This is a genomic window from Bifidobacterium erythrocebi (genome assembly GCF_012932675.1).
GTDB lineage: Bacteria > Actinomycetota > Actinomycetes > Actinomycetales > Bifidobacteriaceae > Bifidobacterium > Bifidobacterium erythrocebi.
Genome location: NZ_JAAIIF010000002.1, coordinates 114955 through 140952 on the forward strand (window position 1 = coordinate 114955; position 25998 = coordinate 140952).

At 59.3% G+C, this 25998-nt stretch carries 23 protein-coding genes and 1 tRNA gene; 18 read left to right on the forward strand and 6 right to left on the reverse strand.

The window, feature by feature from the left end:
* Positions 1-121: 121 nt before the first annotated feature.
* Entirely contained in the window at positions 122-826 is a 705-nt protein-coding gene (nucS, locus tag G1C98_RS00480; protein WP_169078228.1) for an endonuclease NucS, read from the forward strand.
* Here nucS and G1C98_RS00485 read toward each other — a convergent pair.
* On the reverse strand, positions 812-2020 hold the full coding sequence (locus G1C98_RS00485) for a sensor histidine kinase (RefSeq protein WP_240944859.1): 1209 nt from the start codon (positions 2018-2020) through the stop codon (positions 812-814). The two genes, nucS and G1C98_RS00485, sit on opposite strands and share 15 nt — an antisense overlap.
* A 42-nt stretch (positions 2021-2062) precedes the next feature.
* Positions 2063-2677, reverse strand: a complete 615-nt coding sequence (locus G1C98_RS00490) for a LuxR C-terminal-related transcriptional regulator (RefSeq protein ID WP_335341270.1) — start codon at positions 2675-2677, stop codon at positions 2063-2065.
* 232 nt (positions 2678-2909) lie between these two features.
* Here G1C98_RS00490 and G1C98_RS00495 point away from each other — a divergent pair, with 232 nt between their 5' ends.
* The 6 genes from G1C98_RS00495 to G1C98_RS00520 all read left to right on the forward strand — a co-directional run bounded on the left by G1C98_RS00495 (position 2910) and on the right by G1C98_RS00520 (position 7499).
* A complete protein-coding gene (locus G1C98_RS00495) occupies positions 2910-3776 on the forward strand; it encodes an ABC transporter permease (protein WP_169078230.1) in 867 nt (288 codons plus the stop codon).
* A gap of 367 nt (positions 3777-4143) precedes the next feature.
* Positions 4144-4575 (forward strand): hypothetical protein, encoded by a 432-nt coding sequence (locus G1C98_RS00500; protein WP_240944860.1) that lies wholly within the window; start codon positions 4144-4146, stop codon positions 4573-4575.
* A gap of 64 nt (positions 4576-4639) precedes the next feature.
* Positions 4640-5497 carry an ABC transporter permease gene (locus tag G1C98_RS00505; RefSeq protein ID WP_169078232.1) on the forward strand — a complete coding sequence of 286 codons (858 nt, stop codon included), beginning with the start codon at positions 4640-4642 and terminating at the stop codon, positions 5495-5497.
* A complete protein-coding gene (locus tag G1C98_RS00510) occupies positions 5487-6179 on the forward strand; it encodes a beta-carotene 15,15'-monooxygenase (protein ID WP_169078234.1) in 693 nt (230 codons plus the stop codon). Before G1C98_RS00505 ends, G1C98_RS00510 begins: the two co-directional genes overlap by 11 nt.
* Positions 6176-6835, forward strand: a complete 660-nt coding sequence (locus tag G1C98_RS00515; RefSeq protein ID WP_169078236.1) for a hypothetical protein — start codon at positions 6176-6178, stop codon at positions 6833-6835. Before G1C98_RS00510 ends, G1C98_RS00515 begins: the two co-directional genes overlap by 4 nt.
* Positions 6836-6863: 28 nt before the next feature.
* Positions 6864-7499 (forward strand): ABC transporter ATP-binding protein, encoded by a 636-nt coding sequence (locus G1C98_RS00520; protein ID WP_169078238.1) that lies wholly within the window; start codon positions 6864-6866, stop codon positions 7497-7499.
* A gap of 140 nt (positions 7500-7639) precedes the next feature.
* On the opposite strand, the gene G1C98_RS00525 is transcribed toward G1C98_RS00520, so the two are convergent.
* Complete coding sequence (locus G1C98_RS00525) at positions 7640-8608, reverse strand: FKBP-type peptidyl-prolyl cis-trans isomerase (protein ID WP_169078240.1); 969 nt, start codon at positions 8606-8608, stop codon at positions 7640-7642.
* Positions 8609-8717: 109 nt separating this feature from the next.
* Between G1C98_RS00525 and G1C98_RS09300 the strand changes: the two genes are divergently transcribed.
* The 3 genes from G1C98_RS09300 to G1C98_RS00540 all read left to right on the forward strand — a co-directional run bounded on the left by G1C98_RS09300 (position 8718) and on the right by G1C98_RS00540 (position 12583).
* Positions 8718-10475 carry a hypothetical protein gene (locus tag G1C98_RS09300; RefSeq protein WP_240944861.1) on the forward strand — a complete coding sequence of 586 codons (1758 nt, stop codon included), beginning with the start codon at positions 8718-8720 and terminating at the stop codon, positions 10473-10475.
* Entirely contained in the window at positions 10475-11485 is a 1011-nt protein-coding gene (locus tag G1C98_RS00535; protein ID WP_169078242.1) for a DUF8094 domain-containing protein, read from the forward strand. Before G1C98_RS09300 ends, G1C98_RS00535 begins: the two co-directional genes overlap by 1 nt.
* A gap of 129 nt (positions 11486-11614) precedes the next feature.
* Positions 11615-12583: a co-chaperone YbbN gene (locus tag G1C98_RS00540; RefSeq protein WP_169078244.1), complete on the forward strand. Its 969-nt coding sequence runs from the start codon at positions 11615-11617 to the stop codon at positions 12581-12583.
* Between the two features lie 257 nt (positions 12584-12840).
* Here G1C98_RS00540 and G1C98_RS00545 read toward each other — a convergent pair whose 3' ends face one another.
* Entirely contained in the window at positions 12841-13470 is a 630-nt protein-coding gene (locus G1C98_RS00545; RefSeq protein ID WP_169078246.1) for a CYTH domain-containing protein, read from the reverse strand.
* 217 nt (positions 13471-13687) lie between these two features.
* Here G1C98_RS00545 and G1C98_RS00550 point away from each other — a divergent pair.
* Both G1C98_RS00550 and G1C98_RS00555 read left to right on the forward strand, forming a co-directional pair.
* A tRNA-Arg gene (locus G1C98_RS00550) sits at positions 13688-13760 on the forward strand.
* Positions 13761-14360: 600 nt separating this feature from the next.
* Complete coding sequence (locus G1C98_RS00555) at positions 14361-14750, forward strand: Rid family detoxifying hydrolase (protein ID WP_169078248.1); 390 nt, start codon at positions 14361-14363, stop codon at positions 14748-14750.
* 118 nt (positions 14751-14868) lie between these two features.
* On the opposite strand, the gene G1C98_RS00560 is transcribed toward G1C98_RS00555, so the two are convergent.
* Positions 14869-15777, reverse strand: a complete 909-nt coding sequence (locus tag G1C98_RS00560) for a glycerophosphodiester phosphodiesterase family protein (protein WP_169078250.1) — start codon at positions 15775-15777, stop codon at positions 14869-14871.
* A 420-nt stretch (positions 15778-16197) separates the two neighbouring features.
* Between G1C98_RS00560 and G1C98_RS00565 the strand changes: the two genes are divergently transcribed.
* The 5 genes from G1C98_RS00565 (at position 16198) to thrB (ending at position 23627) form a co-directional block, all read left to right on the forward strand.
* Complete coding sequence (locus G1C98_RS00565; protein ID WP_169078297.1) at positions 16198-17553, forward strand: amino acid permease; 1356 nt, start codon at positions 16198-16200, stop codon at positions 17551-17553.
* A 131-nt stretch (positions 17554-17684) separates the two neighbouring features.
* The gene (argS, locus tag G1C98_RS00570) at positions 17685-19475 is read left to right on the forward strand and encodes an arginine--tRNA ligase (protein ID WP_169078252.1); all 1791 of its coding nucleotides are present in this window, start codon (positions 17685-17687) and stop codon (positions 19473-19475) included.
* A 6-nt stretch (positions 19476-19481) separates the two neighbouring features.
* Positions 19482-21074, forward strand: a complete 1593-nt coding sequence (locus G1C98_RS00575) for a diaminopimelate decarboxylase family protein (protein ID WP_169078254.1) — start codon at positions 19482-19484, stop codon at positions 21072-21074.
* Between the two features lie 247 nt (positions 21075-21321).
* The gene (locus G1C98_RS00580) at positions 21322-22638 is read left to right on the forward strand and encodes a homoserine dehydrogenase (RefSeq protein WP_169078256.1); all 1317 of its coding nucleotides are present in this window, start codon (positions 21322-21324) and stop codon (positions 22636-22638) included.
* Complete coding sequence (gene thrB, locus G1C98_RS00585) at positions 22638-23627, forward strand: homoserine kinase (protein WP_169078258.1); 990 nt, start codon at positions 22638-22640, stop codon at positions 23625-23627. Before G1C98_RS00580 ends, thrB begins: the two co-directional genes overlap by 1 nt.
* 104 nt (positions 23628-23731) lie before the next feature.
* Here the strand turns inward: thrB and dcm are convergent, their stop codons facing one another.
* Complete coding sequence (gene dcm, locus G1C98_RS00590; protein WP_169078260.1) at positions 23732-25012, reverse strand: DNA cytosine methyltransferase; 1281 nt, start codon at positions 25010-25012, stop codon at positions 23732-23734.
* A gap of 142 nt (positions 25013-25154) precedes the next feature.
* Here dcm and G1C98_RS00595 point away from each other — a divergent pair, with 142 nt between their 5' ends.
* Positions 25155-25850: an Eco47II family restriction endonuclease gene (locus G1C98_RS00595; RefSeq protein ID WP_169078262.1), complete on the forward strand. Its 696-nt coding sequence runs from the start codon at positions 25155-25157 to the stop codon at positions 25848-25850.
* Positions 25851-25998 lie beyond the last annotated feature (148 nt).

A 25998-nucleotide genomic window follows, 5' to 3' on the forward strand; every position in this document is an offset into this window, starting at 1 on the left:
GACGGGGCGGCACTCCATGCGGGTGCCGCCCCGTTTTGTATTGCTCCGCTTTTCCGGGTTCGGTGTTCCAGGCAGCGACGTATGCCGCACGAAGTCAGGCCATGCGCTAGGGTGGGCTCTTATGCGAATTCTGGTTGCCGATTGCTCCGCCGAATATTCGGGCCGTCTCAACGCCTCGCTGCCACTCGCCAAGCGCGTGCTGCTGGTCAAGGCCGATAACAGTCTGCTGATCTTCTCCGAACTCGGGTCGTACAAGCCGCTCAATTGGATGGCGGCACCCTGCACGCTCAAGGACATCACCCCGGCCGACGCGGACGATGATGCGGATACGCCCGCGCCCGAAAAGGTGCTGCGCGTCGCCTCCGCCAAATCCTCCGACGTGCTGGAGGTCACCCTGCAGCACGTCTATTCCGACGAGACCTACGATCTGGGCGAGGACCCCGGACTGATCAAGGACGGTGTGGAGGACCACCTGCAGCAGTACCTGGCCGAACAGATCGAACGCATCGGCAAGGGCGCGAAGCTGGTGCGCCGCGAATACCCCACCGCCATCGGCCCGGTGGACATCATGGCCATCGACGCGAACGGCGAGCACGTGGTCATCGAAATCAAACGCCATGGCGGCATCGACGGCGTGGAACAGCTCACGCGCTACTGCGAACTGCTTAACCGCGACCCTCTGCTCGCGCCGGTGCACGGCATCTTCGCCGCACAGACCATCACCCCGCAGGCACGCGTGCTGGCCGAGGACCGAGGCTTCCGTTGCCTGATCCTCGACTACGAGGAGATGAAGGGCACGGAGGACGATTCGTTAAGGCTTTTCTGAACCGCGGCCCGCAGTGCGGTAGGGGATCGTGGCATGGAAATCCCAACGGTTCTCCGACTGTTCGATGTTCCATTGCCCGTGGCATGCTTCGACGGTACGCCGGTAGCGTTCCAAACCCGAGCGCAATCCAATAGCGTTATTCGGTTTCGGCTTGTCGGAAAGGTCGATGCTGCAGGAATCGTCTCCCCACGCGATCAGCATGGTATATCCGCCGGATACGTCGGCGTGTCTGGCGATGTTGCCGAACAGTTCACGCATCAGACCGACGACCAGTGATGCCATATCCGCGTCGATGGTTGTCGGTTCCGTGCCGAGACGCATGACCTCACCGGTGAAGCCGCTTGCGGCAAGGCTGCTTCGGCACGTGTGGATGATGTCATCAAGTTCACCCAGACCGTTTTCGGCATACTGCCGAAACGGTTCGTGCGATTCGTGCGATTTATGCGGTTCGCGCGGTTCACGCATGTCGCGTTGTCGTATCGCATCGCCGTCGTCTTCGAGCGTAAGGATGGCTTTTCTGGTGTGGGTCAAGGCATCGACCGCCATGTTGCGGACATTCGACCACGCCTCGCGCTGGTCTTCCGCGCATAGCGTCAACTGGTATTCGGCCATCATGATGATGTCGCTCAGATCATTCGTCGTATAGTCGTGGAGATTCTGCGCGATGCCCGCATTGGCGAGCAGCGTCTGCTCCCGTTGCATCTGCCGTTGCCGTTCGCCGTTCCTGCGTATAAGCGTGCTGACGCACAGCGTCAACGCAACGAGGCACGGGAAGGAAAGCAGATTGTTGTCGATTGTCGGGAACGCGACGGTATCGGGGGAGAACACGATGGCGCCAAGCAATGCGATGCCGGCCAAAGCCGCTTCGACGAGATTCGAATAACCGATGAATCCCACCGCGAGCAGTGCTAGAAGCAGCATTGGCACGAACGCGATGCCGCCGAACAGGAAATCGGCCACGGATAAGGCGATGATGGCATAGCAGCCGCGACCCGGAACAAACGTGAACCAGCCTACGGCGAGGATGGTGATGATGGCGCAGCACAGGTATTTGGGCCAGTATGAGCCGTCGTTCGCCCAGATGAAACCGATGTTGGCGATCGCGATGCAACCGAGCAGGATGGTGGTCACGGCAAGTGCGCCGTGGGGCATGGCCACGGTGGTTCCGTGACGGACAGCAGTGAGACGTTTCATGGTTCCTAGGCTCATGGGCGGAAATCGGATTGCATCTGCTGATCAGATGATATGTGCGTCGCGGCATGCCGTAATGACGTCATGCCATTCGGAGGCGTGGAATTTCGCTTTGATGTTGCGGCGATGGGAGAAAACCGTGTCGGCGGAGATGCCAAGTCGTGTCGCGATCTGCTTCGCGTTCAGACCGGAGGCGCTGAGTGTGAGAATGCGTTGCTCGGCGCTGGTGAGTCTTGGCATGGCTGTGGGTTCGCGGCCGGTTGGAACGGCGGCTGGCGTGAAGGTGGGGTGCGGGGTACGCAATACGTCGATGATCGCCGAAGGTAGTTGTTCGGAAAGCGTTGTTTTGTCCAGAATCGTCGGAATGCCGGCCTGTGTTGCCTCCGCCCGGTAAAGCTCCGGTTCGTATGAAGTCATGCCGATGATTGCGGTCTCGGGGGAGACCTGGTGAAGGATCCGCGCGACTTGTGGTCCCGTGACTCCGTTCAAGGCCATGTCGAGAAGCAGTATGTTGGTGGGGCTGTTACCGGACTGGCATTCCTGTATGGCTCGCGTCGGGAACGTCGTCGACCAGAGGCTCAGCTCCAACCCGTTTCTGTGATTCAGCTGGTTCAGCATTAATGTGATGTATTGCATTGCGCAGGCGTCGTTGTCGAGCACACCGATGCGTACGTTATGAACAGTCATATTCCCCCTAGGCATCATGCTTGCAGTGTATCGCATTGCCTCGCTGTGGAACGATGCCGTTTCGGGAAACCGTCTGCAGTTTACTGCAGGCGCGTTGGGCTGATCGGCCGTGCCCGCATACATTGGTCCCGTAAGACAAACTGTCTTGCCAACCATGCAGGGACACCATGCAGGGACGATATACAGAGACGAGGAGGGATGACGGGTGATCAATGCCATGCTGTTACAAGCGCAATTGCGAAGAGGCCTGTTTAGCATTCGGTTTGCCATTGTCGTGGTGTTGTCGCTGTTCCTGGTCGGATTCCAATGGTGGACGATACGACATGCGGGATATAGACTGCCATATCACCAGCCGACGTTCTTGGACGAGACGCTGTTGTTTTCCAGCTATGGCAGTGGAACTACGCTATATCAGTTTCTGTTTCCTTTTCTGGCCGCATTAGCTGGAGGAAGCACACTGGCCGTGGAACGCCGCAGTGGCAGATTGACGTTTCTGCAGGCTCGTTCAAGCTATGGCGTCGTGGAACGCACCTCCTTGTGCTCGGGTTTTCTGCTGGGAGCTCTGGGAGGCGTGCTCCCCTACGTCATCGATGTTCTCCTTGCTGCTGGGGGAAATCCCCATTTGTCGTTTATCGATGGCGTGGAGAGTTCGGATGTCGATATTGCGAGCTTCCAATTCATTCTGATTTCCACGAATGGATGGGTTTATCCGATTTATCGGTTCAACCAGGTGCTGTGCATTGTCGTCGTCGGACTGCTAATGGCGGCGCTGTCAGGATTGTTTGTATGCTTGGCTGTTGCGATTTCGCCGTTCGTAAGGCATCGGAACGTGGAAGTGCTCGTGCCGGTTGCCTTCCTGCTGTTGTGGTGGATGCTTCCGGGGATAATCCAGCTTTCCTCCATATCAAGCCATGTTGAGGAACTGAATCCAATTCTCTATCTCCAACTTGATGGTTTCGAAACGCCTGGGGCGAACATCGCGAACCTTATTGGCATCGCTATGACCTTGGTCGGTTTTCCGGCGATAGTAGCCGTATTATGCTGGCTGCAAAGGAGGTTCCATGACCGGTGAGCTGTTCACGCCGCTGAGGAGGCTGTCCCCCAACGCGAAGAGCATCATGTGCTTGGCCGGAATATGCGGCATGGCGTATCTCGTTTCGTTGCCTTCGAACGGTTGCTGCGGAGTCTCACCGACGAGTTTCGCTTGAACGCCCTATGGTCGGTGCTTGTCGATCATCGCTTCTCTGTGTCTGGAGTCGTATTTTCCCTAGGCGCATCATGCTTGCAGTGTGTTGCATTGCCTCGCTGCGGGACGATCGTTTCGGGAGACCGTCTGCAGTTTACTGCAGATACGCTGGGATGGCCGGCCGTGCCCGCATACATTGGTTCCCGTAAGACAAGATGTCTTACAAACCATACAGAGACAAGGAGTTCCAAAGATGAAATCTCTGAGTATGAACAAAGTGGGGAAATGGTGCGCAGCCGTTATAGTCGCGATTGCCTCCATGTTCTGTTTCGCGGCACCGGCTATGGCTAACAATCATGCTGATACCGCATGGAGCGCATATCTGAAGAAATGGGAAACCGCAGATACGCCGAATAGGCAAAAGCAGGATGCTTCCTATGCGTACATCAAAGCTGACGCCATTACCGAAAATCGAACTGTCAGAGTTTGGGCGCTCTCATTCAATAACGGTGATGTTGGATCTGACACAGTAAAAATAAAGGCTAAGAATTCATACTTCATTAGCCAATATGCGTATGAATGGAATGGCTATAAGCCTCGGCAAATCCATCTTCGGCTGCAAAATGATTTAGCATACGGAACAACAACGCAGGCATGGGGAGTTTGGAGTCCTGATTCCGTCTGATGTGTTGTTTGTGTGGTGGATAAGCATATATGCCCATCCACCACACATGGCTTTAGGAATTTGCATGATTAGTAAAAAAATGCTCTTTACGCAACTGCGAAGAGGCCTGCTTAGCATTCGGTTTGCCATTGTCGTGGTGTTGTCGCTGTTCCTGGTCGGATTCCAATGGTGGACGATGCGGCATACGGGCTACAGGATTCAATGGCATGAGCCGACGTTTTTGGATGAAGTGCTGCTGTTCGCGCCTGATGGTAGCGGCACGACATTGTATCTTTTTCTGTTTCCCTTTTTAGCCGCGTTGGTAGGTGGCAGCGTGCTTGCCGTGGAACGACGCAGCGGAAGGTTGTTGCTGCTTCAGGCTCGTTCTAGTTATGGCGTTGTGGAGCGTACATCGTTGTGCTCCGGGTTCCTGCTCGGGGCTTTGGGAGGAGTGCTTCCGTATGTCATGAGCCTCGTGTTTTCGGCGGTCAGGAATCCCCACTTGACGTTTATCGACGGTGTGGAGAGTTCTGATATGGAAATTCGGAGTTTCCAATACATATTGGTGTCGTCGGAGTCATGGATATATCCGATATATCGTCTGAACCAACCACTGTGCATTGTTGTTCTTGGATTGCTGGTGGCCGTTATTTCAGGATTGTTCACATGCATAGCAGTTGCGATTTCGCCGTTTGTGAAGCGTGGGCACGTTGAGGTGATGGTTCCGGTTGCTTTCATGCTGTTGTGGTGGATGCTCCCGGTTTATGTTCCGCACCTTCCATATACGGAAGACGCCAATCCGATCCTTTACCTAGATGTCGATAGTTCCCGTCCTTGGGAAGCGAAAACCGCCAATCTCATAGGCATTGCGATAACGCTTGTGGCCCTTCCCGCGATAACCGCCGTGCTGTGCTGGCTGCAAAGGAGGTTCCATGACCGGTGAGCTGTTCACGCCGCTGAGGAGGCTGTCCCCCAACGCGAAGAGCATCATGTGCTTGGCCGGAATATGCGGCATGGCGTATCTCGTTTCGGTGTTGCAGCAACCTTTTTCCCTACTTGATCTGTACCAGGGGTGCATGGTGGAAGTGTCGGAACGTGTGGTTCTGCCCGCGAACCTCATACTGTTCTGCATGGGGTGTGCACGGTTCGGTGCCTTCGAACGGGTGCGGCGTAATCCCACTGACGAGTTTCGCTTGAACGCCCTATGGTCGGTGTTCGTATCGGTCGTCGTCTCTCTGATCGTCTGGTGCGTTTTCATCATCGCGAATGTGCTGAAGGAGAGTCTGAACGACCCGCGGCAGTGGGTGCTATGCACGATTATGCTGGCGCAACTGTTCATGATGAACATGTCGGTGACATTGGCCGTCTGGCTGTTGATGAACATGGGTATGGATTGGGGTCAGGTGCTGCCGCCGATCATCGTCGTCTTCATCATCGCCGACTTCTGTCTGAAGCCCATGGCCGGCGATCTGACCCGATACGCCTTCTACTTCTGGTATCCGATCAGCGATTCCTGGGTAACGGTGTTCGTGCGGCAGGTGTTGCCTTTCATCGGTTACTGCATGCTTATGGCCATGATGAACATGGCTGCTTTCCATCGCGCCGACAGATTGAGATTGACATGATGGTGTGGAAGAGGACTCTGCAGGTGCTGCGCGAAGGCAACGGTCTTCGTCTGATGCTTGTGCTCATGTACGCGGTAATGACGTACCGTTTTTACACGAGCGGCCAGGATTGCAGGATTTTCATCGGCATGTTCCGCGCCCCCGAGTCATACATGCCGTCCGGATTGGAAAGCAACTTGTACGCCATCGGATTCATGGTGGTTGGCGTGGCGTTGATGCTCGAACGCCCTTCGGAATACCTCAGTATTCCCGAAACGATGGTGTACGTGCGCAGACCCCGAGGTCTACTGAGATTCCTTGGATATTGCGCGATAGTGGGGGCGTATTGCCTCGTCTATGCCGGCGTGCAGCTGGCTGTGGCTCTTCACGTGGTGTACGCGTCCCCCAAACAGCTGATGATCGGTGCGGTATGCGCGGGCTGGACGTTGCTGGTGCTGGCATTGATCATCAACCTGGGCTACCTCGGTAGGAACCGCCCCTACGGTTATCTTGCGGCAATGGTGCTGTACATCGTGCCGTTGTCGTATATGCCGTTGATGCGCTGGCTGCTCGAATCGCCTCTGGGCGTACCGAATTGGAGCGTGGCATTGGGCGTTCTGACGGCGGCGCTGATCGTGGCGAATTATGCGCTGTTCGAGCGTCTGGAAATCATCTGAATCATAGTCGTTTCGTAAGGAGAACATCATGTATATCACCATCGATCACGCGTCGAAGACCATCAAGAACAAGCAGGTGCTGCGGGATGTCAGCGCCGGGTTCGAACGCGGAAGAATCTACGGCGTGGTGGGCCCGAACGGTTCGGGCAAGACCATGTTGCTGCGTGCGATCTGCGGGTTCATCCGGTTGGACGCGGGCACGGTGACCATGAACGGCGAGCCTGTCGTGTTCAATCGGAAGCTGCCGGACTCCGTGGGTGTGATCATTGAGAATCCGGGATTCGTGCTTTCGGAAACCGGCATGCAGAACCTGAAGTATTTGGCGGGCATCAATAAGGATTTCGATCAGGAGGAAACGGAACGGCTGCTGCGACTGTTCGATCTGCTGGATCATGCCGACGCCAAGGTGAAATCGTATTCGCTGGGTATGCGGCAGAAGCTCGCCATCGTGCAAGCGCTGATGGAACACCAGCACCTCATCGTGCTGGACGAGCCGACGAACGGATTGGATCAGGAATCCGTGGCGATGTTCCTTGAGGAAATGCGACGTCAACGGGATCGGGGCGCCACCGTCATCATCGCATCCCATCACTTCGATGAACTCAACCAGATCGCCGATTATTGCTATACAATGCGTGACGGCGTTCTCCGCGCTGAGGACTGAACCGCGGCTCGGGCCACGCTTGGGCAACAGGCCGAGCCGCAAACTGAAAAGGAGTCTTCCCGATACCCGGGAAGACTCCTTCGCTATATTAGCCGAAATCCGCCGATTGGAATCCGCTGCGGAACGGCTAGGGCAACCGATCAGTACGCGGCGAGAATATCGACCACGAACACCAGCGTCGAATTCGCCGGAATCGAGCCGGTGGCCTTATTGCCATAACCCTTGTCCGGCGGAATCACCAGCAGCACCTGGGAGCCGACGGTCTGGCCGATTAGGCCATCCTTCCAACCTTGGATGATCTGGCCGGAGGAGGAGACATCGGCATCGAAGGTGGTGTTCTTGTCCCACGAGGAATCGAACTGCTTGCCGTCGGTCGTCCAACCGGTGTACTTCACCACCGCGGTCATGGAATTGGTGATCTTCGTGCCCTTGCCCTTGATGAGCGTTTGGGTGATCTGCTTATCGACCGAACCCTGGCCGTTCATATCGATGGAAGGCTTGCCGTCCTTCGCCAGCGTCACCTTCGGCAACAATGCCGGGATATCGGCGACCTTATCGCCTTCCGCACGGGTGAGGTCCTTCGACTTGGAGACGAGCGTGTAGACGAGAATGTAGGAGGTGTTCGCGGAATTGCTGTCGTTGATGCCGAATGCGATGGAAGTGTTGAGCTTCTGGCCGACCATCGCCTTGTATGGTTCGATCTGCTTGAGGTTCGAGTCGGACAGCAGGATCGAGCAGTCGGGGGTGTTCTTCTCCCAGGAGCTCATGAGTTCGGAGCCGTCCTTGACGTTCATGGCGATGCCTTGGGCGCAGACGCGGTCACCCTTCTGGATGGTGTCGCCGTTACCCTTCTGCAGCACCGCGTAGGTGTTGTTCTGCACCGTCATGGGGGTCTTGAACGTGACCTTCGGTTTCTCCCCGAGCTTACCGGTGGCGGTGATTCCGGAGATCTGGTCCATGTTGACCGTCTGCTTGCTGGAATCCTTGGACGAGGAGTCCGACGAGGAAGATGAGCTATTGGAACAACCCGCAAGCGTGGCGCACATGGCCAGCGCGCATCCGGCCGCCAGAGCGGAGCGGAGCAGTGCGGTGATTTTCTGTGAATGCATGACAAACCACTGTAGCCGGAAACCTTGATTTTCCAGCAATACCGCCCTTTGTTAGAATGGTGGGGTTATGAGTTTTTTAAAGCGGACAAACGAATCCGAGGTCGAAACCATGGATAACGAGCCAAACGCTGAGAGAAAAGCACGCCGTCATGCGGTGCTGATGCGTGGTGTAGTGACGCCGATTCTCGGCCTGCTCGCCGTCGCGGCCATCGGACTTGGCATCATGAACGCCACCGAATGGAAGCCCAGCCGCACGATTACGGCGCAGACGCAGATTTCCGGTAGCCGTTATGTCGTGACGGATCCCGGCGTTGCCGGTCTGGTGGACAGCGATGTGACGGTGAAGGTGCTGTCGGGCGGATCGGGGAAGGTCTGCGTGGCCGAGACTTCCGCCAAGGACGCTGCGGGGTGGCTGTCCGGCGAACGGTATGTGCGCCTGACTGGGCTTGATACCTGGGAGACGCTTGGTACGGAGAAGGCCGGTTCGGCCGGTTCCGCGAGCACGAAGAGCGCCGATGCGGCGCAGGGCGACGCGGATGGCGTCGACTTCAAGGATTCCGACATGTGGCATTCCGTGACCTGCGACGCGAAAAGCGTTGAGACGGAAAGCGATGTGAAGGACGATTCGACGGTGCTGCTCATCGATTTGGGTGAAAAGCAGGATGCGGATATCTCCTTTACCTGGACGCGTAAGACCCTGCCTGATTTCGCCACGCCGTTCTACTTTGTCGGCGGCCTGCTGGCGGTGGCTGCCGTGCTGACCGCTTCCGTATTCGCCATGCCGCCGCATCGCCGCCGCAAGCGTGTGGTGACGGGTACTGCCGGCCAGCTCGAAGAGCGTGCGCAGCAGACCGAGGAACATGCCGAGGAAGTGACCATTCGCGAAGCCTTGGCCGGCAGCGTGAGCAGCCTGATCGCCGCGTTCAAGCCGAGCAAGCGTGGCGGTCGCCGTCATGCCGCTTCCTCTTCCGCGGCCGGTGAGTCGTTTGAACAGCCGACCGTGATCGATCCGTCCGCACGCAATCTGGTGGCGGATGCCTCCGATGGCGCGCAGTACGATGACGAGTCCGTCGGCGAGGAGACCTCGGTCATTTCCCCCGATGAATTGCAGGCGTATTTCGCACGTTTGGCCCAGGAATCCGGTGAATCCTTCGGCACTGAGACTGCCGGCGATAATGAGGCTGCTGATTCCGCTGATGTTGAGGTTGCCGATGCTGGTGCCGCGGATGAGTCGTTGGGCGAATCTGCGGACGAATCGGATGAACCTGCGGAATCCGAGGAGCCGGTCGGCTCCGATGAGACCGATGAAGCCGATGCTGCTGAAGCTAGTGGTGCTGAAGCCGACAGTGCCGATGATGCCGATGATTCTGCCGAATCCGGTGAATCTGACGAATCTGACGAAACTGACGAATCTGACGAATCTGACGAAACCGGCGAAACCGATGAAACCGATGAAACCGTGGCAGAGACCGACAACGCGGAATCGGACGATGACGCCGACGACGAACAGGGCGATGCGGACGTTGATGCCGATGCCGACGGTACGGATGATGAATCCGAAACCGATTCGGACGGCGAATCCGAGACCAACGGCGAATCCGAGACTGACAAGGAATCCGAGTCGAGCGATGAGCCTGAGTCGGACGAACCCGAATCAGACGAACCCGAACCTGAAACGGAACCGGAATCCGAACCCGAGCCGGACGACGAATCCGAAGATGCCGACGAATCGGACCAGCCTGAGCAGCCCGACGACCAGCCTGAGCAGTCCGACGAACAGCAGTCCGAACAATCCGACGATGAGACCGAAGACGGAACCGGCGAAGACGATACCGCCGCCGAGGAATCCGCCGAGGAGGAATCCTGATGAAGAAACACACCCTTACCAAGGTCGCGGCCCTGCTGGTCAGCGCCGGCATGCTGGTCTCCCTCGCGGCATGCGAGGGCCAGGTGCCACAGGTGACGTCAAGCCAGTCGTCCGAAAAGACATCGCCCGACCTGACCACGGCGCAGGAGAAGAAGATCCGCAATAAGATCCTCGACGTGATCGACGCGGCCGACGCCGCCAAGAACCCCGCCGCACTGGCCGAACGCGTCACCGGACCGCAGCTCGACATACGAACCAGCGAGCTCACCATCGCCAAGGCCACCGGCAAGATGCCGGCCAAGGCCACCATTCCGCGCAAGATCACCCAGACCGTCATCCCCGTCAACGACGGCTGGCCGCGCACCGTATTCACCATCACGACCACAACCGACGACCAGCAGTCCAAGAGGCTGCTGGTACTGACCCAGGATTCCGCCCGTGACAACTACAAGCTGTGGGGCGTCGCGCGACTGTTCCAAGGCGCGAAACTGCCGAAGTTCGAAGTGCCCAAACTGGGCAGCGAGATGGGCACCGCCAAAGACGCCAAGCTGGTGGCCACACCGGCCGAAGCGGTGAACGAATACTGCGACCTGCTGAACAAGGGCGACGCCAGCGCCTACAAGAAGGACTTCGCCGACGACATGTTCCGCGACGACCTACAGCAGCTCGCCGCCACGGTGCAGCAGGGCATGGAGGCCAACAAGGGCACGCAGCAGCAGGTCTTCACCGTGCCGAAGGACCAGATCAAGATCATGCGTTCGGCCGCGGACGGCGGCGACCTGGTCGTGGCGCGCATCGACTCCACCTGGACCAGGCAGGCCGGCGAAGGACGCGAATCGCTGCCGGCCTCCGACGAGGAAAAGGCATTGTTCGGCAACGGCAAGGCCACCAGCACCATGAGGGTCACCTATGTGAACGTGATCGCGCTGTGGATTCCCGCCGCCGGCTCGAATCAGCAGATCGTGGCCGTGGGCGCGGAACGTCAGCCCGTCAAGGTGGAGGCGATATAGGCCGCACTGGCCGTAGCGGGCATCCGCTAGCACAAGTCGCACCCGCAATACAGCGGATTTTGCGCAGCATGAAATCGTTGCTGGTACTTATAGTTAAGCCAGCAACGATTTTTGTTTTTGGAGGGTACCATGGCAGGTCAGCAGCAGTTCAATCCGGGGGTTTCGTTGGCGGGGGCGGTCGATCTGGAAGCGTTGAAGCACCAGGTCAAGGCCGAGCCCGGCCAGGCCGGCGGCGCCCCGGCAGCCGGCGGTTACGTGATCGACACCACCGAGAACACGTTCCAGGCGATGGTGCAGACCTCGACCACTTTCCCGATCCTGCTGTTCCTGTGGATTCCGACCGACGATCGCCTGTTCCCGATGGCACGCGCGCTCGCCGACGCGGTCAACGCGATGAACGGCCAGATCCAGCTGTCCCGTATCGATATCGCCTCCAACCCGTCCATCGCCCAGGCGCTGCAGGTGCAGGGCGCTCCCGCGTTGTTCGCGTTGATCGGCGGCCGTCCGATGCCGTTGTTGCAGGGTCTGCCCAGCGACGACGAGATGAAGCAGATCACCGACCAGGTGCTGCCGAAGATCGTGGCCATGGCCCAGCAGGCCGGTGTGAGCGGTACTGCACCGTATTCCGGCGATCCCGATTCCGCCGACGCGAAGGGCGAAGGTGCCGCGGGCCCGGCATCCGTGGTGCCGCCGGAGCATCAGGAGGCGTACCAGCTGGCTCAGTCCGGCGACTATGCCGGTGCCGCCGCCGCATACGCGCAGGTGCTTGAATCGAACCCCAACGACACGCTTGCCGCCCGCGAGCGTGCCAAGGCGCTGCTGCTGGCACGTTCCGCCAACGCCGATGTGCGCGATGTGCGCGCCGCCGCGGCCGATCGCCCGGACGATGTGGAAGCACAGCTCGCCGTGGCCGATATCGACATGATCGGCGGGCAGATCCAGGACGCGTTCGACCGTCTGCTGGATTTCGTGGCCGCAGGTCATAAGGCGGATATCGAGCCGGTCCGCCAGCGTCTGCTTGAATATTTCACCATTCCCGAGGCCGGCGATCCCCGTTTGGTCGCGGCACGTCGCCGCCTGGCCACGTTGATGTACTGATTGCTGGTTGCTGGCCAAGGTGCTGGGTGCCGATTGCCGATGCGTCGGTGATGCGCCGGTGAAGCGTTGGCATTAATCGCAGTCTGTTGAAGACGAAGAATCCGGCGGAGCCGTTGTGGTTCCGCCGGATTCTTCGTTTGCCGTGCATTGCCGCGCGTATGCCCTGTCTGAGCGTGGGTTCGGGCGTATGGGTTCGGGCGTGCGAGTCGTCAGATGTTGTTTTCGGCGGGTGCAGCGGACGTTCCGTAGATACCCGGTCAGTCGCCCCGCTTGTTCGTGCCGAACATCTGCTGGAAGCTCGGGCCGTGCTCGCTCAGTTCCGCCTCGAACTCGCCGGCCCACCTGCTGAACGGCTGTGCGGCCAGGCTTTCGTTGTTGAATCGTGGCTGGTCGGTGATTTCGGTCAGGCAGAACGTCGGAATCGTCAGGTTGGTCACCGGTGTGCGGCGTGCGGCCTCCGCAATGATCAGCGGCGCATTCGTCGCACCGAACACGTCCACGTTCCAACCGTCCTCAGCGATCCACACGGGGTAGCGGTTCTTGATGATCGTGTCGCCGCCGCGCTTGACCAGTTCCGAGGCGATATGGATATCGATCTCCATCTCCTTCTCATACCGCGTGCCCAGCGAGGCCGGCCCCTTCACCGTCACATACGCGTGGGAGAACTCGTCGCGGTATTCATGCAGCACGTCGATGGGGTAGGTGTCGCAATCCATGCCGAGGTTGATGCTGTCGGAGGTGAGCCGTACACGCAGCGCATAGTTGCCGGAATGCACGTAATAGCTTTGGATGATCAGCTCGGGTGGATTGTTTCTGCGGTATTCTGCGGGCAGCGTGTGGCAGAAGAAGCGCCGCTCGTATTGGAAATCATTCGTTGGCTCAGACATAACTCAAGTCTAGATGGTTTTATTGCACGGAATGCGCGGGATTTGGCGATATAAGCCGTATGGTCGCGGTTTACGGCCGATGGTGTTGCGGGCGTGCATGATTTGGTGTGCGTTGGGGATCGATTCGAGGTGTGCCGGGGCGTATCGGCTGATTGTGGCGATGCCGTGTCTGTGGCTGAGGTTTTCTCTCAGATGGTGTAGAGTGGGGGAGTTGCTTGGGTTTGTAGCTCAGTGGATAGAGCGTCTGTCTCCGGAACAGAAGGTCGTGGGTTCGACCCCCATCAAGCCCACCGGTAGGGTTTCAGTCATTCGACTGAAGCCCTTTTTTCATGCGCGCAGTTCGTATGCATATGCGTGCGGATGACTGCATCTTGTGCGCACGCGTCCTGTTATGTCGCGGCACCTTTGCCGTCAACCTGTCATGATGCCTTCTGCTCTCCTAACCTGTCATGTTTTGCCATGAAGTCTGACACCCGCCGTCATTTCGCGACAAATAGGCCTGCCTGTTGTCGCGAAACCGCATGAACCCCGCTGTCTGCCGCCATTTCACGACAATTTCGTGCCGATGTTGTCGCGTTTTGCCATGAGATTTCACGTATGCGGGTATTTCACGACAGCTGGGGGATCAAGTTGTCGTGAAACCGCATGGATCGCGACGTGTGCGGTGATTTTGCGACAAATGGGGGCGCGGATTGTCGTGTTTTGCCATGGCATCCGTCGCCCGCCGCTATTTTGCAACAGCACAACATACGTCATGGCCGGATTGCGGGCAGAGAACGGCGGGCTTTCAGCGCGGGCAAGTAGACTGCTGGGAAAGAGCCGGCGTCGGTTGCCGGCTATGGCTTAGGCACGCGTGCACAGGCGCATGCCCCGATCGCAAGGAGCACATCATGAGCGATTCTCTCGAAGCAGTTGCAACCCCGCAGGCCCCGGCCGCGCTGGGCGCGTACAGCCAGGGCGTGAAGGCGAACGGTTTCGTGTTCGTCTCCGGACAGCTGGGCATCGACCCCGCCACCGGCGAACTGGCCGGTGCATCCGCCGGCGAGCAGGCGGCGCAGGCGCTGAAGAACATCGGCAACATCCTTGAGGCTGCGGGCAGCGGCTTCGACAAGGTCGTTCGCGCCACCATCTACATGAAGAACGTCGATGACTTCCATGAGGTCGACGATGTGTATGCCAAGACCTTCACCGGTGCCGTCAAGCCCGCCCGCGTGGCCTTCGGTGGCAACAACATCCCGAAGGGCGCCCTCGTCGAGATCGACGCCATCGCCGTTCAGTGATTGGCCGATTGACTGATTGACCGATCAGCCGATCAGTCAGACCGAAACGATCGTCATATCCCGTATCAAACGGGATCGCTGATCCCCATGATTCCCGCCGTCCGCACGTATTCCCGGCTCACTTGCGTATGCCAAGCTTCTCCAGCAGCGCGTCGCGAAGCGAGACCTTGACAAGATACGAGCGGACAGCGGGAATCGTATGATGCACGTTGTTGCTTAGCAGACCGCGCGCTCCCGAGGCCAGCGCATGGTTTACGGCATGGTGGCTGTCCGCCTGCCCGACATATACGGGGACGTTATGAACCTTGGCCTCGAACATGAACTTTCGCGTGACCTCATGGGAGCGGATCACCACGAAATCCATGGGCTGCCGCCAATCCACCCGCTTGGCGTTGCCGCTCAGGCACCAGCCGACGTGCCAATCCGGGTGGAGCGCATGCATCACGTCGACAGCCTGCCTGCTGGTCGACATGACCATGGTGCGTTTCGCAAACCCCAGCTTTTCCACGGCGTGCGACATGGTGTACGCCAGCTTCGGCGCGTGAAGATCGTCGGTCTTCATTTCCATCAGCAGACCGAGATGGTCGTTCGTCCGCTGCGCGGTTTCGATCGCCTGGTCCAAGGTGGGCACATGGTAGAAACCGGCGTGATGGTTGATCCACGGCTTGCCCATGCGCATGCCTGCAAGCTGCCGGTATGTCAGGCTGTTGACCTTGCGGTTCAAACCGCTGGTGGCCAGCCTTCCGGTCTTGCGATCATGGAACACCACCGGTCTGCCGTCCGCGGTCAGGCGGACATCGATTTCCGCATAGTCGGCGTGCGCCCTGCCGGCAGCGGCGATGGATTGTGTTGAATTCTCCGGCGCATGCGTGGTGTCGCCGCGATGCGCGATGATCAGGGGCATCTGCCAGGTCGGCACGTATTCCAAGGCTCGGATGCAGAACTGCAGGGCGACGGCGCAGGGGATGGCGACCAGTGCGGCGATCAGTGCCGACACGACTGCGATACGAACGCTTCGTTTGCCCATGATGCCCCCTATCCGTTCACACGCCGCCCAGTCTTTTCGGATTCGCGGCTGTGTAATCTGCCCTTATTGTATCGGCGGTTGCTGGGAACGCGGCCGTTCCGTGCAGGCTTGTAATCCGGTGCGATCAGCATATGTCGCTGCCGCACCCGGCAAGCCCGCGTGGCCGCAGAGCAAGCCATGGAGCATGGCCACATACTTGTATGCTCCGGCCTTCGATTCGCCTGCCTCACGTATAGTGTTGCGTTTGGGCGGCCTGCCAATTCACGCCGCTTCCCAAGCTGATATCAAGCTGATATGAAGGAGCCGTAAGCAATGGCCGAATCGCAAGTTGCCGCCGAATCAGCCGAATCCAAGCTCTCGCCGTCGAGTGATGCGGACGAGAAAGCCAAAACGGACGAGCAGGGCGGTCTCGAACGCAAGATGAGCGCCCGCCACCTGACCATGATCTCGCTGGGCGGCGTGATCGGCACCGGTCTGTTTCTGAGCTCCGGCTACACCATTCACCAGGCCGGCCCGTTCGGCGCGATTCTCGCCTACGGCATCGGTTCGCTGCTGGTGTACTTCATCATGCTGAGCCTCGGCGAGCTGTCCGTTGCCATGCCGTACGCCGGCAGCTTCCACCTGTACGCCAAGAAGTTCATCGGCCCCGGCACCGCATTCACCATCGCCGTGCTGTATTGGCTGAACTGGGCCGTGGCGCTCGCCTCCGAATTCACCGCGGCGGGCCTGCTTATGCAGCGCTGGTTCCCGCATTCGCCGGCGTGGGTGTGGTCGGCGGTGTTCATCGTCGTGGTGTTCCTGCTCAATATTCTTTCCGTGCGGTTGTATGGCGAATCGGAATTCTGGTTCGCGTCCATCAAGGTGGTGGCGATCGTCGCGTTCATCGTGATCGGCCTGTTGGCGATCTTCGGCATCATTCCGATCAAGGGCTACAGCCATGCGCCGATGTTCGGCAATTTCGTGTCGGAAGGCCTGCTGCCGAACGGCATCGTCCCGGTTTTCTCCACACTGCTCACCGTGGTGTTCGCGTTCTCCGGCACCGAGGTCGTGGGCGTGGCCGCAGGCGAGACCAAGGATCCGCAGAAGGCCATCCCCAAGGCCGTGCACACCACGGTGCTGCGTCTGGCCATCTTCTTCATCGGCTCCATCGCCGTCATGTCCGCGCTGATCCCGTGGCAAAAGGCCGGCGTCGACACCAGCCCGTTCGTGCTCGTGTTCCAGTCCATCGGCATGCCGTTCGCCGGCGACATCATGAACTTCGTGGTGCTCACCGCCGTGCTGTCCGCCGCGAACTCCGGCCTGTACGTGTGCTCGCGCATGGTGTGGTCGCTGGCCAAGGAGCATATGATCCCGTCCGCGCTCGCCAAGACGAACTTCCATGGCGTGCCGGTGTTCGCCGTGCTGTTCAGCATGGTCGGCTCCCTGCTGGCGCTGCTGTCTTCCGTGGTGGCCGCGTCGACCGTGTATCTCGCGCTCGTGGCCGTGTCCGGTCTGGCCACGCTGGTGGTGTGGATGTCGGTTTCCGTATGCCATATCCTGTTCCGCAGGCGTTGGATCAGCGAGGGGCATACCGTGAGCGAGCTGCGATACAAGGCGCCGGGCTATCCGTTCGTGCCGATCGCCGCGATCGTGATGTGCATCGGTGCGCTGGTGCTGGTGGTGCTTGATCCGTCGCAGCGTTCGACCCTGCTGTACATGATTCCGTTCGTCGTGCTGTGCTACGTGGGCTACTACCTGTCCGTGGCGTGGCGTCGCCGCAGGAACGCCAGGCGCTGACTCGTTGGTTCCGCCGGTTTTTCGACCGTATGCCTCTTCCCCCGTTCGGGCTTCCAAGCGTGCATAGGCTTGGAAAGCCGGGGCGGGATGGAAGGGGCGTTTCTGTCTGCGCGCTCGGTAGACTTGGAGGAATGAGTCCAGAAGCGCTTAGTGAACTGATTTTCAACATCGTCAACGACCTTGTGAACGAAGGCAAGGCCGGTACGTTAACCGCAGATCTTATCCCCCCGCAGGCCAAGTTCGCCGTCATGCGTCCGAAGGACCGTGCGCACGGCGATTGGGCCTCCAACGCCGCCATGCAGCTGGCCAAGAAGGCCGGCATGAAGCCCCGTGATTTCGCCGAGCTGTTCGCCGCGGAACTCACCAAGGCCGACGGCATCAAGTCCGTCGAGGTGGCCGGCCCCGGCTTCATCAACATCGTGCTCGATTCCGCCTCCGCGGCTGCCGTGGTGGACGCCGTGCTCGAAGCCGGCGACTCCTACGGCAAGAACGATCATCTTGGCGGCGAGACCCTGAACCTTGAGTTCGTTTCCGCCAATCCGACCGGCCCGATCCACATCGGCGGCACCCGCTGGGCCGCGGTCGGCGACTCCATGGCCCGTGTGCTCGAAGCCAACGGCGCCAAGGTGGTGCGCGAATACTACTTCAACGATCACGGCGAGCAGATCAACCGTTTCGCCAAGTCCCTCGTGGCCGCCGCGCATGGCGAGGTCACGCCGATCGACGGCTACAAGGGCGCGTACATCGACGAGATCGCCAAGCGCGTGATCGACGAGGCCACGGCGGACGGCGTCGACATCCTGAACCTGCCTCGCGTGGACGGCGGCGTCGACAAGGACGGCGAGCCGCTGGGCGAGGGCGATTCCGAGCAGCGCGAGGAATTCCGCAAGCGCGCCGTGCCGATGATGTTCGACGAGATCCAGAAGTCCATGAAGAACTTCCGCGTCAACTTCGACGTGTGGTTCCACGAGAACAGCCTGTACTCCGATGGCGAAGTCGACAAGGCCATCGCCGATCTGCGCGAACGCGGAGACATCTTCGAAAAGGACGGCGCCACCTGGTTCGCCTCCACCAAGCATGGCGACGACAAGGACCGCGTAATCATCAAATCCGACGGCAACTACGCATACTTCGCCGCCGACATCGCCTACTACCGCAACAAGCGCCACCGCGAGGTCAACCCGGCCGACGTGGCCATCTACATGCTTGGCGCCGACCATCACGGCTACATCGGCCGCATGATGGCCATGTGCGAGGCGTTCGGCGACAAGCCGGGCGAGAACATGCAGATTCTCATCGGCCAGCTGGTCAACGTGATGAAGGACGGCAAGGCCGTGCGCATGTCGAAGCGCGCCGGCAACGTCGTCACCATCGACGATCTGACCGACGCCATCGGCGTGGATGCCTCCCGCTACTCGCTGGCACGCACCGACTACAACTCCCCGGTCGACATCGACCTGAACCTGCTCGCATCCCACAGCAACGAGAACCCGGTGTACTACGTGCAGTACGCGCACGCACGTTCCTGCAATGTGGACCGCAACGCGGCGGCGGCCGGCATCACCTACGAGGGCGCCGACCTGAGCCTGCTCAACACCCCCGCCGACGGCGAAGTGCTCGCCGCGCTCGCCCAGTGGCCCGCCCTGCTGCGCGAAGCCGGCGACCTGCGCGCCCCGCACCGCGTGGCGCACTACCTGGAAGACCTCGCCGCCACCTACCACAAGTGGTACAACGTGGAACGCGTGGTGCCGATGGAACTCACCGACCTGGAAGCCCGCGGCGAAGAGGCGGAAGCCCTGCGCATCGCCAAGGCCCCGGAACCGGCACGCGCCGCCGCACGACTCAAGCTCAACGACGCCGTGCGCACCGTCATCGCCGAAGGGCTCGACCTGCTCGGCTGCACCGCACCGGAAAAGATGTGATCAGGCATGGCAGTCACCCCGATCTGGCCTGAAGCCAGCGCCGTCAACGAGAACGGCGAAATCACCTTCCACGGGCGCACCGCGGGAAGCCTGCTCGACGAATTCGGCTCGCCGCTCTACCTCATCGACACCGACGAGGTGCGCCACCGCGCCGAACGCTTCGTGCACGCCGCCGCCAACGCCTTCGACAACACCGTCACCCACGTGAGCTTCGCCGGCAAGGCCTTCCTGAGCAAGGAAATCTGCCGCATCGTCACCGGTGCCGGCATGCTCATCGACACCTGCTCCATGGGCGAGATGCGCATCGCGCTCGCAGCCGGCGTGCCCGGCCGCAGACTGGTGCTGCACGGCAACAACAAGTCCGACGAGGAAATCGCGCTCGCCATCGAACAGGGCTTTGCGAAAATCGTCGTCGACGAGCCTGGCGAACCGGAACGCATCGCACGGATCGCACGCACAATGGGCAAGCGCGCACGCGTCATGCTGCGCGTGACCTCCGGCATCCATGCGGGCGGCCACGAGTTCATCTCCACCGCGCACGAGGACCAGAAATTCGGCGTCGCGCTGCTTCCCGCCGGCGCGGATACAAGCAAGCTCAGCGTTCTGGACGACCTGACCGACGTCACGCCGGCCGGCTCCAACGCGCGTCTCGCCGAGAACGAGGGCGCCGCAGTCAAGTCGGACGGCAAGCCCGCGCAGCGCGAACTGCAATACGACATCAAATACCCGTACGACCTGAGCCACGAGAAGGTCTCCGAAGGCGACCGCAAGCTCGCCGACGCCATGACCATGGTGGCGGACGGCCCGGCGCTCGCCGTGCTCAAGGAGATCTACCGTCATCAGGACGTGCTCGAACTGGTCGGCGTGCATTCGCACATCGGTTCCAACATCCACGACGCCGACGCGTTCATCCAGGCCGCCAAGCGCATGATGCTGCTGCGCAAGACCTTCTACGCCACCGACGCCTACACGCTGCCGGAAGTCGACTTGGGCGGCGGGTATTCCGTGGCCTACACCGACGGCGAGGATTCGATGGACATCGATGCGGAGCTTGGGCGTCTGTCCCAGGCCGTGTCGTCCATCAACCGTGCGCTCGGCATGCCCGCGCCGGTCATCTCCTTCGAGCCGGGCCGCTGGATCGTGGCCCCGGCCGGGGTGACGCTGTACCGTGTCGGCACCGTCAAGCCGGTCCGACTCAGCGGCGACACCACGGACAAGGCCGGCAACCCCGTCACCGAACGCGTGTACGTGTCCGTCGACGGCGGCATGAGCGACAACATCCGTCCGGCGCTGTACGGCGCCGATTACGCGGTGAAGCTGGCGAACCGCAAGGGCTCCGATGAGACGAAGCTCTCGCGCGTGGTCGGCATGCACTGCGAGTCCGGCGATATCATCGTGCACGAATGCCAGCTGCCCGCCGACATCAAGCGCGGCGACGTGCTCGCGGTGCCGGTCACCGGCGCATACGGCCGCACGATGGCCAGCAACTACAACCAGGCGCTGATCCCGGCGGTGGTGGGTGTGTCCGAAGAGGGCGCGCATGTGATGATCCGCCGTCAGACCATCGACGACCTGCTGGACTGGGACGTCAGCGAATAGGCGAGTCGAAGAGACGAATACCGGCATGGCGCACGGGTTGTGCGCGGCCGGAACGCGGCGTGCGTCGGGCGATACTGCTCGGCGTGCGCCGTTTCGCATATCGGGGCGCCTATAGGGATGCATATCGGGGCTCGTGCCGGCCGCCGGCGGTATTGCCCGGTGGGACGCCCGGGGCGCTCGTCATATTGCGTTCGTAGAATGAACACAAGTCACGCATGCGCAAGCATAGAAAGGTTAAGGGTTCACAGTGGCAAACGAGAACGAAACCCCCATCCGCGTCGGGCTTTTGGGCGCCGGCACCGTCGGATCGCAGACCGCCCGTCTGATCGTCGAGCAGAAGGACGAACTGACCGCACGCATCGGTCGTCCGATCGAACTCACCGGCGTCGCCTGCCTTGATCCGGCCGAAACCGACCCCTTCCCGTGGATCGACAAGTCCATCGTCACCACTGACACCATGTCCGTGGCCACCAACAGCGACATTGTGATCGAACTGATCGGCGGCACCGGTGTGGCCCGCAAGTTCGTGCTCGCCGCCATCGAATCCGGCGCATCCGTCGTCACCGCCAACAAGGCGCTGCTGGCCAAGTACGGCCCGGAACTGTACGCTGCGGCCGAGGCCAAGGGCGTCGACATCTACTTCGAGGCAGCCGTGGGCGGCGCGATCCCGTTCCTGCGCCCGCTGCGCGAATCCCTCGTCGGCGACAAGGTGACCAGCATGCTGGGCATCGTCAACGGCACCACCAACTACATTCTCGACGAGATGACCACCAAGGGCCTCGACTTCGACGATGTGCTCAAGGACGCGCAGGCCAAGGGCTATGCCGAGGCCGACCCGACCGGTGACATCGAAGGCTACGACGCCGCCAACAAGGCCGCCATCATGGCCACGCTCGGCTTCCACACCGCCGTCACCATCGACGACGTCTCCGTCGAGGGCATCACCAAGATCACCGCCGACGATATCGCCGCCGCCACCGCCGAGCACAAGGTCATCAAGCTGCTCGCCGTGGTCGAGAACGGCGACGAGGGCGTGTCCGCCCGCGTCTACCCGGCACTCATCCCCGAAACCCACCCGCTGGCCAGCGTGCACGGTTCCTTCAATGCCGTGTTCGTCAAGGCCGAGGCCGCCGACGACCTCATGTTCTACGGTCGCGGCGCAGGCGGCGCGCCGACCGCTTCCGCCGTGGTGGGTGACGTGGTCACCGTGGCCCGTCATATCGCCGCAGGCTGCACCGGCCCGTCCATCCCGCTGTACAAGGATCTGAAGAAGGCTCCGATCGAGGCGTCCAAGGCCGCGTTCGCCGTGCGCTTCCTCATTCACGACAAGCCGGGCGTGCTGGCCGCCATCGCCGCCGAATTCGCCAAGCGCGGCGTATCCATCAACGGTGTGAACCAGGATCTTAAGCCGTCCGTCACCGATCCGGGCTATGACGGTGAGATTCAGCAGCTGCGTCTGGTCACGCACCTGACCGATGAGGTCACTTTGCGTGAGACCGTAGAAGCCGTGCAGGGGCTTGATTTCGTTGCCGGCGAACCGTCCATTCTGCGAGTGCTTGACTGATGAAGCCGATTTGCAATCGCGTCCATGTGAGCGTGCCGGCGACCAGCGCGAATCTGGGTTCGGGATTCGACACCGTCGGTCTGGCGCTCGACTATCACGACGAGCTCGTCTTCACGCTGAACGAGGATCCTTCGGACGGTGTCGCGCATGTCATCATCCATGGCGAAGGCGAGGATACGCTGCCGCGCGATGAAACGCATCTGGTGGTGTCCACGTTCCGCCGTGCCTGTGCCACCTTTGGGCTGGGTAATCTCGGTTTCACGCTTGAAGCCACGAACAATATTCCGCAGGCGCGTGGCATGGGCTCTTCCGCAGAGGCCATTGTCGCGGGCATCGCAGCGGCCGCCGCGTTTGCGCAGGATGGCGAGTTGAATCGTGCCGCCATTTTCGACATGGCCGCGCATTTCGAAGGTCATCCGGATAATGTTGCGCCGGCGGTGTTCGGTGGGCTTACGGTGAGCTGGGATTTCGAGATGCCCGAGGGCGTCGGTTCCGTGCCGGTTCCCGGTGGCGAGCCGTTGCATGGTGGTTTCCATACGGTCAACTATCCGGTCGATCCAGCCGTGACCGCGGCCGTGTTCGTGCCGGATTACGAGCTGTCTACGGAGAAGGCGCGCGAGGCTCTGCCGAAGGAGGTCGCGTACCGCGATGCGGTCTACAACGTCTCGCGAGTCGGACTGCTGCCTGCCGCGATGAATCCGGTCGAGGGCGTCGAGCCGAACGCGCTGATGTACGTGGCCACGCAGGACAAGCTTCACCAGCAGTACCGTGCGCCGCTGATGCAGCCGTCCACCGATCTGATCGCGCTGTTCCGCTCGCACGGGTATGCCGCGGCCGTGTCCGGCGCGGGTCCGTGCGTGCTCGTGCTGCACTATGGCGACGCTCGCGAGGCCATCGATACGGTGGCCGCCGAACAGCTCGCCTCCGGCCATTGGAGGGTGCTGCACCTGCCGATCAACACCAAGGGTGTCGAGGTGGAGCGCAGCTGATCCGCCATGGTTGATCGGCGATTCGCTCTTCCTGTTCACGGGGTCTTCCGCCTGCACCGGCGGAAGACCCCGTGGTATTTGACAAGGAATCCGTGTGCTGTGTCTTAGAGCGCGCTCAGAGCCTCGTGCTTAAGCGTCTCTGTTGTCATGTTGGCGATATTGATAGGTGGTACCTCTCTGAATGATCCCCTGTCATTGCCGCTTAGCATGGCGATAATGGCTCTTCCGACATGAAAAGAAAGATTGCATGGTACCGCATTGCCTATTTGCTTGTATTGGGAGGCAATCGAGCCTGCAAATTTCCAAGTATCGGGGAAACTCTGAATTCGCGCATATTCTCGAACAGTCAGAGGTCTTGTTTCTGAGGGATGACAACGTTCCGTTTGTTTTTGAGCAGGTGCGCAGGTCAGGGTCAGAGAAGGTTCATTCCAAGCGAGACGTCGTGCCATTCCTGTTTTTCCGCCAGGAAGGTTATACGACCCCTTCAGATATGACTTCTGTATGTCTGGGGGGAGGTCTTTCCAATAGCCGCCGGGAGGTACCAAACTAAGTACCTTCTTTTTGGCCGGAGAGTACTCCATTCCCTCTGATTTAGGGCAATCTCCGATTGCGTCCCAGAGCGTGAGAATGTCACTTGTCTCTTTTGGATAAAGAATTGGCATGTCGAGATCTTTGCGCACTCCTATAAGTACGAGTCTCTCGCGTTTCTGGGCAACATCGAGAAATTGGGCGTGTAGGACTTTTATGGCTACTTTGTACCCAATGTCATCAAGGGTATGAATCATTGTCATGATTGTTCTGCCATGGTCATGGGTAAGTAATCCACGAACATTTTCCATCATGAGCACTTTTGGCTGTACTTGCTTAGCTGCGCGAGCAAATTCGAAAAACAGAGTTCCGCGTGTGTCTTCAAATCCTCGGGACAAACCTGCATAAGAAAAAGCTTGACAAGGCACACCACCTTGAAGCAAATCTACTTTTCCCTCGTATTCAGTGAAATCAACTTCATGCACATCGCCTTCTACGACATTCCAGGAAGGCATGTTAAGTCGTAAGGTTGCACATGCGTTTTTGTCAAACTCGTTAAGCATTATGTGCTGAAATCCGGCGTTATGCATTCCAAGAGCAGTTCCTCCAGCTCCAGCAAATAGCTCTAGGCTTACATAATTTGTTGGCTGCGCTGTAAGAACTTTAAATCGAGGTTTACCCTCAGGTACTGGAGTTTCATGCCTGTGCCTTACGCGACGAATTTCTTCAAGGTCAAACAGGCGGTTGTTGTTTTTATCCCGAGTGCAACGCAGTAGACCGAGTTTTGACCAACGTCGAATCGTGTCGGCTGATACATCCAAGAGATGACTTGCTTCTGTTACTGTTACTTGCTCCATAGTTTCATGATATAGGGTAACCCTTGCTTAAGCAAGGGTTACCCTATATCATGAAACTCGGTGGTTTCCGTTTATCGATGGGAGTCGTATATTGCTAGACTGTTGTCCAGTCTTTCAAACGGGCAGAAGGATTGGAACGACAATGGAACATGATTATGGCTTAGATTGGATTGATCAAGAAGCATTGTATGAAAAGACAAAGCATGTCTTTGGATCAGCGCTTAAGAGGAAGAGTGAGAAAAAGAATCCACCAGATCCTTTTACCTTAATGGCTCAGGCAATTATTGCCGGGAGTAGTTTGGAGAATGTGCTTCATTTTGAGGTTGAGAGGAAAATAAACAAGACTTTGTCTAATAGTGTTGGCTTATGGCATCAGCATGTTTTGAGTCTTGCCCCTGGCTGGGTAGATCTTGGTTCAAATGGCGGTGGCATCGATCTCAAAATGGAACCGGGGGTTATTGAGCCTCGTTTTGGGAAGCCATTGGTTGCGGAAGTCAAGAACCGCTTTAATACGATTAAAGCCTCTGATGAAAAGGAAGTATGGGATACACTAGATCTCGCTGCGAAAACTCATGGAGCAGTGGCATACATCTTTCAGATCGTTCCTAAGACATCCGAACGTTATGACCAGCCTTGGAAGGTGTCGGGTAGGCCTGTGAAAGAGCACATCCGCTGCTGTGACGGAGCTACAGCGTATGACATGGTCTTTAAGCGAGAAAATGCGCTTAAAGATCTTTACGAGGTCTTCCCTCTTATCATGGATGATGTCGTTGGTGATAACGTCCAGATAGACCATGACATTGCTGAGAAAATGTATTCCGAAAGCATTCCTGAGTGATTTTTTAGATAGCCTTCTCTACGCAACATATGCTGAATAGATAACCATGGCTGATTGGCGATTCGCTCTTCCTGTTCACGGGGTCTTCCGCCTGCACCGGCGGAAGACCCCGTTTCGTTTCCCCTTAGCCCGAGGCGTCGGGGTGGCA

Coding starts and splice junctions, on each gene's coding strand:
- nucS (WP_169078228.1), top strand. CDS start 122: ATGCGAATTCTGGTTGCCGATTGCTCCGCCGAATATTCGGGCCGTCTC.
- G1C98_RS00485 (WP_240944859.1), bottom strand. CDS start 2,020: ATGAAACGTCTCACTGCTGTCCGTCACGGAACCACCGTGGCCATGCCC.
- G1C98_RS00500 (WP_240944860.1), top strand. CDS start 4,144: ATGAAATCTCTGAGTATGAACAAAGTGGGGAAATGGTGCGCAGCCGTT.
- G1C98_RS00505 (WP_169078232.1), top strand. CDS start 4,640: ATGATTAGTAAAAAAATGCTCTTTACGCAACTGCGAAGAGGCCTGCTT.
- G1C98_RS00510 (WP_169078234.1), top strand. CDS start 5,487: ATGACCGGTGAGCTGTTCACGCCGCTGAGGAGGCTGTCCCCCAACGCG.
- G1C98_RS00515 (WP_169078236.1), top strand. CDS start 6,176: ATGATGGTGTGGAAGAGGACTCTGCAGGTGCTGCGCGAAGGCAACGGT.
- G1C98_RS00520 (WP_169078238.1), top strand. CDS start 6,864: ATGTATATCACCATCGATCACGCGTCGAAGACCATCAAGAACAAGCAG.
- G1C98_RS00525 (WP_169078240.1), bottom strand. CDS start 8,608: ATGCATTCACAGAAAATCACCGCACTGCTCCGCTCCGCTCTGGCGGCC.
- G1C98_RS09300 (WP_240944861.1), top strand. CDS start 8,718: ATGGATAACGAGCCAAACGCTGAGAGAAAAGCACGCCGTCATGCGGTG.
- G1C98_RS00535 (WP_169078242.1), top strand. CDS start 10,475: ATGAAGAAACACACCCTTACCAAGGTCGCGGCCCTGCTGGTCAGCGCC.
- G1C98_RS00540 (WP_169078244.1), top strand. CDS start 11,615: ATGGCAGGTCAGCAGCAGTTCAATCCGGGGGTTTCGTTGGCGGGGGCG.
- G1C98_RS00545 (WP_169078246.1), bottom strand. CDS start 13,470: ATGTCTGAGCCAACGAATGATTTCCAATACGAGCGGCGCTTCTTCTGC.
- G1C98_RS00555 (WP_169078248.1), top strand. CDS start 14,361: ATGAGCGATTCTCTCGAAGCAGTTGCAACCCCGCAGGCCCCGGCCGCG.
- G1C98_RS00560 (WP_169078250.1), bottom strand. CDS start 15,777: ATGGGCAAACGAAGCGTTCGTATCGCAGTCGTGTCGGCACTGATCGCC.
- G1C98_RS00565 (WP_169078297.1), top strand. CDS start 16,198: ATGAGCGCCCGCCACCTGACCATGATCTCGCTGGGCGGCGTGATCGGC.
- argS (WP_169078252.1), top strand. CDS start 17,685: ATGAGTCCAGAAGCGCTTAGTGAACTGATTTTCAACATCGTCAACGAC.
- G1C98_RS00575 (WP_169078254.1), top strand. CDS start 19,482: ATGGCAGTCACCCCGATCTGGCCTGAAGCCAGCGCCGTCAACGAGAAC.
- thrB (WP_169078258.1), top strand. CDS start 22,638: ATGAAGCCGATTTGCAATCGCGTCCATGTGAGCGTGCCGGCGACCAGC.
- dcm (WP_169078260.1), bottom strand. CDS start 25,012: ATGGAGCAAGTAACAGTAACAGAAGCAAGTCATCTCTTGGATGTATCA.
- G1C98_RS00595 (WP_169078262.1), top strand. CDS start 25,155: ATGGAACATGATTATGGCTTAGATTGGATTGATCAAGAAGCATTGTAT.